The sequence below is a fragment of the Devosia sp. XK-2 genome, from assembly GCF_037113415.1.
Classification (GTDB): Bacteria; Pseudomonadota; Alphaproteobacteria; order Rhizobiales; family Devosiaceae; genus Devosia.
This window is the reverse complement of sequence record NZ_CP146608.1, coordinates 614,870-627,186: the sequence shown is the minus strand read 5'-3', so window position 1 is coordinate 627,186 and position 12,317 is coordinate 614,870. Positions and strand designations below refer to the sequence as shown.

Genomic DNA, 12,317 nt, shown 5'->3' with positions numbered 1-12,317 from the left:
GGGTGCGACCAGGCCAAGGGCGGGAGGTGGGAAATGGGTTCGGAAGGCCTCGCCCTCATCGAACACCGGGCCGCCCTCGGACTGGATCCGAGGGCGGCGCCGTGTATTTGGGATGACCAGTTTTCTACCCCACTCCAACGCTGGTTGGTGCCCGGTTTGCATGCTCCTGATCGGTGAAAACGCGCGACCGGGTCAGAAACCGCTGTTCCGTGCCGTTATCCAGACTGAACATGCCGCCGCGACCGGGAATAGCATCGATGATGAGCTGGGTGTGCTGCCAGTAGTCGAACTGGCTGGGCGACATGTAGAAAGGAAAACCGCCGATCTCGCCCATTTTCACATCGCGGTCGCCGATGATGAAATCGTCTTTGGGATAGCACATGGGCGAAGAGCCATCGCAACAGCCGCCTGACTGGTGAAATAGGATATCGCCATGGCGCGCGGTGATCTGGCTGATGAGGGCGAGAGCAGCATCGGTGGCGATGACACGTGGCACGGGATTGGTCATGACAGACTCCCTGGGAAGAAGGGCCATTCCGGCCTGCAACGCCAATGGGGGAGAGACGGGGTTGGTGTCTCGGGCGACAGGCCGGAATGGAGATGTGCGCCCGGGGGAGGTCGGCCCCGGGCGCTGCGCTACGGGAGGAGCGCGGCTTAGAAGAACCCGAGCTTTTTGGGGCTGTAGCTGACCAGCATATTCTTGGTTTGTTGGTAATGATCGAGCATCATGCGGTGGTTTTCGCGACCGATGCCGGACTGCTTGTAACCACCAAAGGCCGCGTGAGCCGGATAGGCGTGGTAGCAATTGGTCCAGACACGTCCCGCCTGGATGCCGCGACCGAAGCGGTAGGCGCGGTTGGCGTTGCGGGTCCAGACGCCGGCGCCAAGGCCGTAAAGCGTGTCATTGGCAATGGCGAGCGCTTCATCTTCATCCTTGAAGGTGGTGACCGAGACCACCGGGCCGAAGATTTCTTCCTGGAAGATGCGCATCTTGTTGTTGCCGGCAAAGACGGTCGGTTTGACGTAATAGCCACCGGCCAATTCGCCTTCGAGCATATTGCGCTCGCCACCCGTCAGCACCTTGGCGCCTTCCTGACGGCCGATATCGAGATAGGACAGGATCTTTTCCAATTGCTCGGATGAGGCCTGCGCGCCGATCATGGTTGCATCGTCCAAGGGTGAACCCTGCTTGATCGCCTCAACGCGCTTGATCGCCCGTTCCATGAAGCGGTCATAGATGCTTTCCTGGATCAGGGCGCGGCTGGGGCAGGTGCAGACTTCGCCCTGGTTGAGGGCGAACATGGTAAAGCCCTCAAGCGCCTTGTCGAAGAAGTCATCGTCTTCCTCGAGCACATCCTTGAAGAAGATGTTGGGCGACTTGCCGCCCAGTTCGAGCGTAACCGGGATGAGGTTCTGGCTGGCATATTGCATGATCAGCCGGCCTGTCGTGGTCTCGCCGGTAAAGGCGATCTTGGCGATGCGATTGGACGAGGCCAGCGGCTTGCCCGCTTCAAGGCCAAAGCCATTGACGATGTTGACGACGCCGGGCGGGATCAGGTCCTCAATCAACTCCATGAGCAAGAGGATGGAGGCCGGGGTCTGCTCGGCGGGCTTGAGTACGACGGCATTGCCTGCGGCCAGAGCCGGGGCGAGTTTCCAAACCGCCATAAGGATGGGGAAGTTCCAAGGAATGATTTGACCGACCACGCCCAAGGGCTCGTGGAAGTGATAGGCGACGGTGTCGTGATCGAGCTCGGAGATGCTGCCTTCCTGGGCGCGAATGGCGCCGGCGAAATAGCGGAAATGGTCGATGGCCAGGGGAATGTCGGCGGCCTTGGTTTCTCGGATCGGCTTGCCATTGTCCCAGGTTTCGGCGAGAGCGATGAGATCGAGGTTTTCCTCCATGCGATCGGCTATGCGATTGAGCATCAATGCGCGCTCTGCCGGTGACGTGCGACCCCAGGCCGGAGCGGCCTTGTGGGCCGCGTCGAGTGCACGCTCAATATCGGCGGCCTTGCCGCGGGCGACTTCACAAATCACCTGACCGGTGACGGGAGAAGTGTTGTCAAAGGTTTCGCCATCGGCGGCGTCCACCCATTGTCCGCCGATATAGTTGCCGTATTTGGCCTTGTAGGGTGACTTAGTGCGCTGGCCAATAAATTCGGGTTTGTTCAAGGCTTCCTCCCTTGGTTCTTGAATGGAAGCCTCATCAGCAATGGGCGTGCCAGTTCAGCCAAGGGCTTGATTTTAAAGCGCAAGTCTTGGTGACGCGGGTTTTGCTTTACGACCCCGATCCGTGGTGCAACACTTTGCAACAATCAGAGACGATGGGAGATGCAACACTTGTTGCAAACTGCCACATCTGAGGTGGAGGATTGGAATGGATATATCGTCTGATCTATCACTTGCGCGGGCGCGAGAAAAATTCTTCTCCGGGCAGACGCTGCCTGAAGGCCTAGTGCCAGCGCCGATCCTCAGATCGTGGCAGCGCTGCGCCGAACAGGGCCTGGACGTTGGCGACCGGTTCAGCGCCGAGCCCATGACTGCCGCCGAACTGCGCCAATTGCAGCAACAGAACGAAGCGCTGCGGCTCATGAGCCGCCCCGAACTGTCGACCTTGCGTGCCGAAGCCAAGCATACGTCCAGCGTGGTCATCCTGACCGACGCGAGCGGGACATTGCTCGACGTGGTCGGCAATTCGGAATTTGCCGGTGAGGCGGCACGCGTCGCTTTGCAACCGGGCGTCGCCTGGACCGAGCAATCCACCGGCACCAATGCTATCGGTACGGCACTGGCGGAACGGCGGGCCATAGCGGTGCATGGCGCCGAACACTTTTACGAGCCGCATGAAATTCTCCATTGCGCGGCGTCGCCCATTTTCGATCCGTTCGGCAAGCTGGCCGGGGTGCTGGACATGTCCGGTCACGCGTCAACCGAACATACTCATGCCTTGGGGCTGGTGCGGCTGGCGGTGGAACAGATTGAACACCGCTTCTTCGCCAAGGGCTTTGAGGGCAAGACCATTGTGCGCTTTCACAAGGCCGCCGATATGCTGGGGACACCCCGCGAGGGTGTGCTGGTGTTCGATGGCGAGCAGCTTGTAGCGGGCAATCGGCGAGCCCTGAACCTGTTGCGGCTCGAGCGCCTATCGTTCCGCAAGACCCGTCGTGGCGACCTGTTCGATGTCCTGGAAGAAAAGTTGCGCGGCGTATCGGGCGACAGCTTTGCCGCGAGCATTCAGAGGCCCGATGAAAAGGCTGGACACAAGCTTTATGCAACGGGCGCCGTGGTGCGGGACGCCGCGCCATATTTGACTGAAGAGGCGACAATCGCGCTCGACAAGGCGCTGCGGCTGATCGAAGCCGATATCCCTGTCCTGATCACCGGAGCGACCGGCACGGGCAAGGAAGTGTTCGCACGCCATCTGGCCAAGCGATCCAGCCGAGACGGCAAACCATTCGTGGCGGTCAATTGCGCGGCGCTCCCCGAAAGCCTGATCGAGTCCGAATTGTTCGGCTATGAGGCCGGCGCCTTTACCGGAGCCCGCAAAGGCGGCGCGAAGGGATTGGTGCAACAGGCCGAGGGCGGGATATTGTTTCTCGACGAAATCGGCGACATGCCACTGGCGCTGCAGTCGCGGCTGCTGCGGGTTTTACAGGACAAGGAAGTGGCTCCGCTCGGCAGCGGGCAAGCGCGTAAAGCCGACTTCGTGGCGATTTGCGCAACCAACCGTGATCTGCGCGCCATGGTGGAGACCGGGCAGTTTCGATCCGATCTTTATTTCCGCATCGCCCAGTTCACTGTCCGGCTGCCTTCAATCTCCGAACTGGCGAACCGGCGGGCGCTGATCGAGGCATTGTGGACCGGCACCAATGCGGACAATGGTCCATTGCCCAAAACCGTTCTGGACCGGCTCGAGAGCCATGACTGGCCGGGCAATTTCCGCGAACTGGTCAACTGCCTCAAGACCACGGCGGCATTGGCGGGCCCCGGACGGACCGTGACCCTGTCCGATCTGCCCAATCACATTCACGCCCCGACACGCGGGGCGGCGGCATCTGTTCCCGAGGGCGATCTGGGCGCCTTGACCGAGGCGGCGATGCGGCGCGCCGTTGAGCTGCACCGGGGCAATCTATCAGCCGCGGCGCGCGCGCTCGGGATCGATCGCTCGACCTTGTATCGGCGGCTGGTCTGGGCGGAAAAGGCACATTGAGGGTTCGTGCAGCCGCGCGAATGAGAGCACTTTCCACCCCTGCTGCGCAAGCTGGACCTGCACGAAAAAGCGGCGTGGCCGGCACTTGAGTGTCTGGACGGCAGGTTTCAAACGTGTAGCAATGGGCAGGCGAATGGGAAAGCCGCACTTCAGAAGCGGAGCAGAATGGGCGAGAAAACGCCATTTGACGAAATGTACAATCCGGACGGATCGGTCCGCGAACCCTACCGTGCGCTTTCGGAGTGGCTAGACGAGCAGCCCGACAAGGCCCTGGCGCTGATGCAGACCGACGCCGAGGCGATCTTCCGGAAGCTGGGTATTACCTTTGCGGTCTATGGGTCCGAAGAGGGCACGGAGAAGGTCATTCCCTTCGATGTCATCCCCCGCATCATTGCCGCCAATGAATGGCGCAGGCTGAGCAAGGGGATCGAACAAAGGGTCAAGGCGCTCAATGCCTTTCTCTACGACATCTATCACCGCCAGGAGATCCTCAAGGCCGGGCGGGTGCCGGAAAAGCTCATTTTGAACAATGAGGCCTTCTGCCCGCAAATGATGGGGCTGGAGCCGGCCAAGGGCGTTTATGCCCATATTATCGGGGTCGATATCGTGCGGGTGGGCCCGGACGAATTCTATGTGCTCGAAGACAATCTGCGCACCCCCTCGGGCGTCAGCTATATGCTGGAAGACCGCGAAGCGATGATGCTTCTGGCGCCCGACCTGTTCCACCGCTCCAAGGTGGCGCCGGTAGAGACCTATCCCGAAAATCTGCGCCGAACACTGGAGAGCGTGGCGCCGGAGGGCTTCAAGGGCAGCAGCCCCAATATCGCCGTGCTGACGCCGGGCATCTACAATTCGGCCTATTTCGAGCATTCGTTCCTGGCCGACCAGATGGGCGCCCAACTGTGCGAGGGGCCCGATCTTTTTGTCGATGGCGGCAAGGTCTATATGCGCACCACCACCGGCCCCGAACAGGTGGACGTGATCTATCGGCGCATCGATGACGATTATCTCGACCCACTGACCTTCCGCCCCGATTCAATGCTGGGTGTGCCGGGCCTGTTCGACGCCTATAGAGCGGGCAATGTGACGCTGGTCAACGCGCCGGGGACCGGGATAGCCGACGACAAGGCGGTCTATACCTACGTGCCCGATATCGTTGAATTTTATCTCGGCGAGAAGGCGCTGCTACAAAACGTGCCGACCTATAATTGCACCAACGAGGACCAACGCGCCTGGGTACTGGAGAATATCCATGATCTGGTGGTCAAGGAGGTGCACGGTTCGGGTGGCTACGGCATGATGGTGGGGCCGACGGCGACCAAGGCCATGCATGCCGAGTTCAAAAAGAAGATCGAAGCGCGGCCGGACAATTACATCGTGCAGCCAACGCTGAACCTCTCCACCTGCCCTACCCATATTTCCGGCGATGTGGCGCCGCGGCATGTCGACCTCAGACCCTATGTGCTTGTGGGCGACGAGGTGCGGATCACGCCGGGCGGACTGACCCGCGTGGCGCTCAAGAAGGGTTCGCTGGTGGTGAACTCTAGTCAGGGGGGTGGGACGAAGGACACATGGGTGCTGGAAGATTGATGCTCATGCTTTTGTCCGGTCTCTATACACTCGTCTTTGACACCCACTCGGCGTATGCCGTACGTCTGGGCCATTCGAGCATAGCTCTCATGGCCTTCTCGCCTCAAAACGCTCCACAGGAGCGTTTTGCCCTTCAGGAGGGCCCGAAGTGAGAATGCTCGGACGCACCGCTGCCAATCTGTTCTGGCTTTCACGCTATGTGGAGCGAGCCGAAAATATGGCCCGCCTGCTCGAGGTCGGCTATCGCATGAGCCTGACCAGCCGCCGCGAAGGCGGGGCCAGCGAACATCTTGTCTCCATGATGCAGGCCGCCGAAGTCGATGAGGGCTTCGATGCCAAGCATGAGGTGGCCGATGTCGATACGGTTGCCCATTACATGATGTTCGACCCGGACAATCCCTCGTCGGTTTTTTCGTGCCTGCAAGCGGCGCGCACCAATGCGCGCTCGGTACGCACCGCAATAACCGGCGATATGTGGGAAAGCATGAACGGGGCCTGGCTGGAATTTGCCCAAATCAAGCCGCGCGACGTGCGCGGGGCCAAGCTCTTGGGCCTATTGCAATGGGTGAAGCAGCGCAGTCACGAATTCCGGGGCGCCCTGTTAGGCACGATCCTGCGTGACGATGGCTTCAACTTCCTGCAGGTGGGCAATTTCGTTGAGCGGGCAGATAATACCGCGCGTATCCTCGACATGAAATATTACGTGCTGCTGCCGCGCGCGACGCAGGTGGGCGGCGATCTCGATATCCAGCAATGGACGCTGATCCTCAGGGCCGCGTCAGCGCATCGGGCCTATCGGCATGTCTATCACGACCGGTACAAGGCGCAGAACATTGCTGATTTCCTGATCCTCCGACCCGAAATGCCGCGGAGCCTGGTCTATTGCGCCAGCTTTGTGCAGCAGAATTTGGACAATCTGGGTAAGCTCTATGGCCGCAAGGAGAAATGCCAGGAGGCGGCAGACAGCCTGCTCGCCATGGTGGAAGGCACCAGCATGGAGGCCATTTTCACCGATGGTTTGCATGAATTCCTCAACGAATTCATTGCCCGCAACAACCGGGTGACCGATGCCTTGTCCGAATCCTATAATTTCTACTGAACCATGCGCATCGAGATTGATCATAGCCTGAGCTTTTCCCTTCCCCCCGGCACGGCGCAATTGGTGATGCACCTTTTGCTTACGCCGGGTGCCGGGCCGACACAGAATGTGGAAAGCTGGAGCGTAGAGGTCGCCGGGATCGGCAATGCCGGACGATTTCGAGATGGCTATGGCAATGCCGTGCACCTGGTCAACCAGGCGCGGGTTGAGGGCGACATCACCCTTGGCGCGCGCGGTGTGGTCACGACAAGCGACACCAATGGCGTTATCGGCAAGCCGCTGGGCGAGCCGGTTCCGGCGCTCTACAAGCGCGTAACGCCGCTGACCAAGGCGCCGGTAACGCTTTACGGGAAGTATCGCACGACCAGGGACAACCGGCTTGACGTGCTGCATGGACTGATGGCGCGCGTGGGTGAAACGCTGGGCCTGCCGGAAACCGCTGACACGCCGCGGCAAATGCAGGCGACCGGCGAGCAGACGCAAAACCAGGGGGCGGACGTCCCGCCCGAGTTACCGCCGGCAGCCGACTACGCACATCTATTCATTGGCGCAGCCCGGGCATTGGACATTCCGGCCCGGTTTGTCTGTGGCTATCTGGCGGCGGGCGACGGGTTTGCCGGTGGCCTGCATGCCTGGGCGGAAGCCTATGATGACGGGCTTGGCTGGATCGGCTTTGACGCGCAGCAGCAAATCTGCCCCACTGAGCGCTATGTGCGCCTTGCCGTGGGGCTGGATGGAGACAGCGCCCTGCCCTTGCGCGTAGTGCCTGCGGCTGAGGTTACACAACGGGCGTCGGTCAAGGCGGCGTAGTCCTTACAAGCTCAGCACGAATAGCCATCCCGAAATGGTCACCGCGGAAAGCACGGTGGCTATGAGGATGGTATTGGCAGCGACGCTGACGCCACGATCGTAGAAGGTGGCAAAGACATAGATATTGATGCCCGCTGGCATGGCCGAGAGCAGAATGCCATAGCGGGCGATCTCCATGGGCACCTGAAACAGCCAGATCATCAGCATATAAGCGATGGCCGGATGAATGATCAGCTTGATCAGTGAGGCAACCAGCGCCTGTTTCCAATTGTCGGAAAGCTTGAATTCGTTGAGCGCGCCGCCAATGCCGAACAGGGCGGCGGGCACCACCGCCTGACCCAGCATGGAGAAAAAGGCGGCGACCGGCTCGGCCAGCGTCTGCCCCGAAAGCGATAGGGCGATCCCCCCTAAAATACCCCAGATCAACGGATTGGAGGCCACCCGCCTGACGGCCAGCACAAGCGTTGCGGGCAATGGCTGCCCATCGCGGCGGGTGAGTTCCATGGTCACCATGCCCAGGGTCAGAAGAATGGCACCATGCAGCCCGATAATGGAGAGGGTGACCGGCAGCGATGCTTCGCCATAAGCCCGGCTCATGATGGGCAGGCCGACCAGCACGGTATTGCTGAAGGTGGAGGCAAAGCCAACCGCGACAGACTCGCCCGGCCTGTTGGCAAAGGCCCGTCGCGCCACAACGATGCCGATCGCAAAGCAGACGAACGCGCCGAAATAGAACGGTCCGATAATGCCGATATTGAAGGCCGAGCGAAAATCGCTGGTGCCGATGGAGTAAAACAGCAGGCAGGGGGTCGCGAAATTATTGACGAAACCGATCAGCGCTTTCACCCCATCGGCCGGATAAAGGCGGTAACGCACAGCCAGATAGCCCAGCGCGATGAGCGCAAAGATCGGCGCGATAACGGCAAGAATGGATAGCATCGGCCAGCGACCCGGGCCAGAAAAGGAACAGGCAAGCCCTACCCTCCGAGCCAGCGCAGGTCAATTGCCGCCTTTGCCTGGCGGACTAAAAACGAAACTAAAAACTTTCCAAAACGAAATAATATGATGTATAAATGAACCATCGATATCGATGGGGTGACGCATGCTGGACGTTTTTGTCATAGGCGGCGGGATTAACGGAACCAGCGTGGCGCGCGATGCCGTCGGGCGCGGCTATTCCGTGGCATTGGCCGAGATGAACGATCTTGCGTCGGGCACCAGTTCGGCGGCCACCAAGCTTATTCATGGCGGCCTGCGCTATCTCGAGCATTATGAATTTCGGCTTGTGCACGAGGCATTGGCGGAGCGCGAAGTGCTCTGGGCATCGGCGCCGCATATCATCTGGCCGCTGCGGTTCGTCTTGCCGCACCATAAGGGCCTGCGGCCGGCCATGGTGCTGCGCGCGGGGCTGGCGCTTTACGATCACATGGGCGGGCGACGCCTTTTGCCGCCGACAAAGACACTGGACCTGACGCGGGACGAAGCGGGCAAGCCGCTGAAACCGGGCTACAAGCTGGCCTTCGAATATTCCGATTGCTGGGTGAACGACGCGCGTTTCGTGGTGCTCAATGCGCGCGACGCTGCTGATAAAGGCGCGACCATTCATGTCCGCACGAAGGTGGTCTCGGCCAAGCGCGAGGACGGCGGCTGGACCATTGAGCTCGATGGCGAGGCCGGCAGGCAAACCGTTCGCGCCCGCATGCTGATCAATGCCTCGGGCCCATGGGTCGATGAGGTGATCAACCAGACCATGGGCAAGAATGCAGCGCACAATGTGCGCCTGGTCCAGGGCAGCCATATCGTTACGAAGAAGCTTTATGATCACGACCGCTGCTATTTCTTCCAGAACAGCGATGGGCGCATCTTCTTCGCCATTCCCTATGAAGGCGAGTTCACCCTGATCGGCACGACCGACAGGGATTATCGTGGCGATCCCAAGGATGTGGCGATCACGCCGGAGGAGACCGACTATCTGCTCAAGGCGGCCAATGAATATTTCGCACAGGGTGTCAGCCGGGACGACATCGTCTGGAGCTATTCGGGCGTGCGCCCGCTGTTCGACGATGGCGCCAGCGCCGCGCAGGAGGCGACCCGCGACTATGTGCTTAAGCTCGAGGGCAATGCAGCCGATGGCGCGGTGGTGAATGTGTTCGGTGGCAAGCTGACCACGTCCCGCCGGCTAGCCGAATCGGTGCTTGAAAAAATCGAAGAGGTATTGGGCAGGAAAGGGCCGGCCTGGACCAAGGGCGGCACCCTGCCCGGCGGCGATTTCGGGCCCAAGAGCTTCGATGCGGAAGTGCGCCGGCTGGGGCTGGACTATCCCGGATTGCCCGCGCCCCTGCTATCGCGCCTGATGCGGCTCTATGGCACAAAGGCCCGCGCCGTGCTGGGCGCAGCCAAATCAACGGCCGATCTGGGTGACCACTTTGGCACCGACCTCTATGGTGCAGAAGTGGACTATCTGGTTGCCAATGAATGGGCCCGGACGGCACAAGACATATTGTGGCGGCGCACCAAGCTGGGGCTGACAGTTGGGCCAGAGGACGTGGCGCGGCTCGAGGGATATTTGGCGGACCATGTTGCGTTGAGGCCATCGCCGGCATAACCGCTGGGACACCCCGACGCGACCCCGGCGGCCTTGTGGCCTGGCCTGGATCTCCTCCCCTCAAGGGAGGGCAAGCAAGGAGCCGGGAGAGCTCCTAAGAGGAGAATTCTATGCAGAAATTCATTCTGGCGATCGATCAGGGCACCACATCGAGCCGGGCCATCGTGTTCGACGGCGAGCGCAAGATCGCCGGCGTCGGCCAGAAAGAGTTTACCCAGCACTTCCCGCAGGACGGATGGGTCGAGCACGACCCTGAGGAAATCTGGGAGAGCGTTGTCTGGGCGGTGAAGACGGCGCTGTCCGAGGCCGGGATCGGAGCCTCGGACATTGCTGCCATTGGCATTACCAATCAGCGCGAAACAGTGGCGATTTGGGATAGGGCGACGGGCAAGCCGATCCACAATGCCATCGTCTGGCAGGATCGACGGACGGCGGCGCACTGCGCCAGTCTCAAAAAGGACGGGCATGAGCCGCTTTTCGTGCAGCGCACGGGCCTGTTGCTCGACCCCTATTTCTCCGGCACGAAAATCAAATGGCTGCTGGACAATGTCGAGGGCGCAAGGGCGCGGGCGGAAAAGGGGGAGTTGGCATTCGGCACCATCGACAGTTTTCTCATCTGGCGGTTGACCGGTGGCAAAGTGCACGCCACCGATGCCACCAATGCCGGACGGACGCTGGTGTTCGATATTGGGCTGAACCAATGGGATGCCGAGCTTTGCGCACTGCTTGACGTGCCCATGTCTGTCCTGCCTGAGGTCAAGGATTGTGCCGATGATTTCGGGACGACCGAAGAAAACCTGTTCGGCGCCGCGATGCCGATCCTTGGCGTGGCCGGCGACCAGCATGCGGCAACAATCGGCCAGGCCTGTTTCGAGCCCGGCATGGTCAAATCCACCTATGGCACCGGATGCTTTGCGGTGCTCAATACCGGCGACGAGATGGTGCCGTCGCAAAACCGGTTGTTGACAACGATCGCCTATCGCCTGGACGGCAAGACCACCTATGCGCTGGAGGGCTCGATCTTCATTGCCGGGGCAGCCGTGCAATGGATCCGCGATGGGCTGAAACTGGTCAAGCAGGCCAGCGAAACCGGCCCATTGGCCCGCACTGCCGACCCCAGCCAGAATGTCTATATGGTGCCAGCCTTTGTGGGGCTGGGCGCGCCCTGGTGGGATGCCGAGGCGCGGGGCGCCATTTATGGCATCACCCGCAATACCGGGCCGGCGGAGATCGCCAAGGCAGCGCTGGAAGCGGTGAGCTACCAGACCCGCGATCTGCTCGAGGCCATGCGCAAGGACTGGAAGGGCAGCAGCACAGAAACGGTTTTGCGCGTCGATGGCGGCATGGTCGCTTCGGATTGGACCATGCAATTTCTTGCCGACATTCTCAATGCGCCGGTGGATCGGCCCACTATTCTGGAGACGACCGCGCTGGGCGCGGCCTGGTTGGCCGGCATGAAGGCTGGTGTCTGGCCCGGCATGGCCGACTTTGCCCAAAGCTGGGCGCGCGACCGGCGCTTTGAGCCGCAGATGGACGATGCCGTGCGCAAGGCCAAGATTGCCGGATGGGACGATGCGGTGCAGCGCACGCTCAGCCGTCGCTGACCGGCCGGAGGGGCGCGGCGCCACACCCGTGTCAAAAAGCGCTTGGCAAGGCGCTGCGTGCCTGCAATAGAGCCTGACATGAGCCAAGACGACGATGACTATGTGTATGACGAGGCGACGGGCGAGTGGCGCCCGGCCTCGGAGATGAAGCAATCCCAGGACGCGGCGGGCCTTGTCGTGCGCGATGCCTCGGGCACCGAACTGGTCGACGGCGACGCGGTGGTGCTGATCAAGGACCTCAAGGTCAAAGGCGCCGGACAGACGCTTAAGCAGGGCACCGTCATCAAGTCGATCCGCCTCACCGACAATCCTGAAGAGATCGACTGCCGGCACGACGCCATAAAGGGCCTGGTGCTGCGCACCGAATTCGTGCGCAAGCGCTAGCAGGCCGCGCGA

At 61.0% G+C, this 12,317-nt stretch carries 10 protein-coding genes; 7 read left to right on the top strand and 3 right to left on the bottom strand.

All coding sequences use genetic code 11. The features are described from left to right. Nucleotides 1-124 precede the first annotated feature (124 nt). Complete coding sequence (locus V8Z65_RS03060) at nt 125-508, bottom strand: DUF779 domain-containing protein (RefSeq protein WP_338722446.1); 384 nt, start codon at nt 506-508, stop codon at nt 125-127. A 146-nt stretch (nt 509-654) separates the two neighbouring features. Next, nucleotides 655-2,175 carry an aldehyde dehydrogenase gene (gene adh / locus V8Z65_RS03055; protein WP_338722444.1) on the bottom strand — a complete coding sequence of 507 codons (1,521 nt, stop codon included), beginning with the start codon at nt 2,173-2,175 and terminating at the stop codon, nt 655-657. Between the two features lie 205 nt (nt 2,176-2,380). Between adh and V8Z65_RS03050 the strand changes: the two genes are divergently transcribed. From V8Z65_RS03050 to V8Z65_RS03035, 4 genes are all read left to right on the top strand, one after another. Continuing rightward, nucleotides 2,381-4,213 (top strand): sigma-54-dependent Fis family transcriptional regulator, encoded by a 1,833-nt coding sequence (locus tag V8Z65_RS03050; RefSeq protein ID WP_338722443.1) that lies wholly within the window; start codon nt 2,381-2,383, stop codon nt 4,211-4,213. 165 nt (nt 4,214-4,378) lie between these two features. Then, nucleotides 4,379-5,803, top strand: coding sequence for a circularly permuted type 2 ATP-grasp protein (locus tag V8Z65_RS03045; RefSeq protein ID WP_338722442.1), 1,425 nt, complete (start codon nt 4,379-4,381; stop codon nt 5,801-5,803). Nucleotides 5,804-5,957: 154 nt separating this feature from the next. Beyond that, a complete protein-coding gene (locus V8Z65_RS03040; RefSeq protein WP_338722441.1) occupies nt 5,958-6,902 on the top strand; it encodes an alpha-E domain-containing protein in 945 nt (314 codons plus the stop codon). A gap of 3 nt (nt 6,903-6,905) precedes the next feature. Next, nucleotides 6,906-7,712 (top strand): transglutaminase family protein, encoded by an 807-nt coding sequence (locus V8Z65_RS03035; RefSeq protein WP_338722440.1) that lies wholly within the window; start codon nt 6,906-6,908, stop codon nt 7,710-7,712. A 3-nt stretch (nt 7,713-7,715) separates the two neighbouring features. Here the strand turns inward: V8Z65_RS03035 and V8Z65_RS03030 are convergent, their stop codons facing one another. Then, nucleotides 7,716-8,651, bottom strand: a complete 936-nt coding sequence (locus tag V8Z65_RS03030) for an AEC family transporter (RefSeq protein ID WP_338722439.1) — start codon at nt 8,649-8,651, stop codon at nt 7,716-7,718. A gap of 163 nt (nt 8,652-8,814) precedes the next feature. On the opposite strand from V8Z65_RS03030, the gene glpD reads away from it, so the two are divergent. The 3 genes from glpD to V8Z65_RS03015 all read left to right on the top strand — a co-directional run bounded on the left by glpD (nt 8,815) and on the right by V8Z65_RS03015 (nt 12,305). Then, entirely contained in the window at nt 8,815-10,317 is a 1,503-nt protein-coding gene (gene glpD, locus V8Z65_RS03025) for a glycerol-3-phosphate dehydrogenase (RefSeq protein WP_338722438.1), read from the top strand. 110 nt (nt 10,318-10,427) lie between these two features. After that, nucleotides 10,428-11,921 (top strand): glycerol kinase GlpK, encoded by a 1,494-nt coding sequence (gene glpK, locus V8Z65_RS03020; protein WP_338722437.1) that lies wholly within the window; start codon nt 10,428-10,430, stop codon nt 11,919-11,921. A 78-nt stretch (nt 11,922-11,999) separates the two neighbouring features. After that, the gene (locus V8Z65_RS03015) at nt 12,000-12,305 is read left to right on the top strand and encodes an alkylphosphonate utilization protein (protein WP_338722436.1); all 306 of its coding nucleotides are present in this window, start codon (nt 12,000-12,002) and stop codon (nt 12,303-12,305) included. The last annotated feature ends 12 nt before the right edge of the window (nt 12,306-12,317 follow it).

Bases quoted from the DNA above. Each gene is read 5' to 3' on its own strand.
- V8Z65_RS03060 (WP_338722446.1), bottom strand. From the start codon at position 508: ATGACCAATCCCGTGCCACGTGTCATCGCCACCGATGCTGCTCTCGCC.
- V8Z65_RS03050 (WP_338722443.1), top strand. From the start codon at position 2,381: ATGGATATATCGTCTGATCTATCACTTGCGCGGGCGCGAGAAAAATTC.
- V8Z65_RS03045 (WP_338722442.1), top strand. From the start codon at position 4,379: ATGGGCGAGAAAACGCCATTTGACGAAATGTACAATCCGGACGGATCG.
- V8Z65_RS03040 (WP_338722441.1), top strand. From the start codon at position 5,958: ATGCTCGGACGCACCGCTGCCAATCTGTTCTGGCTTTCACGCTATGTG.
- V8Z65_RS03035 (WP_338722440.1), top strand. From the start codon at position 6,906: ATGCGCATCGAGATTGATCATAGCCTGAGCTTTTCCCTTCCCCCCGGC.
- V8Z65_RS03030 (WP_338722439.1), bottom strand. From the start codon at position 8,651: ATGCTATCCATTCTTGCCGTTATCGCGCCGATCTTTGCGCTCATCGCG.
- glpD (WP_338722438.1), top strand. From the start codon at position 8,815: ATGCTGGACGTTTTTGTCATAGGCGGCGGGATTAACGGAACCAGCGTG.
- glpK (WP_338722437.1), top strand. From the start codon at position 10,428: ATGCAGAAATTCATTCTGGCGATCGATCAGGGCACCACATCGAGCCGG.
- V8Z65_RS03015 (WP_338722436.1), top strand. From the start codon at position 12,000: ATGAGCCAAGACGACGATGACTATGTGTATGACGAGGCGACGGGCGAG.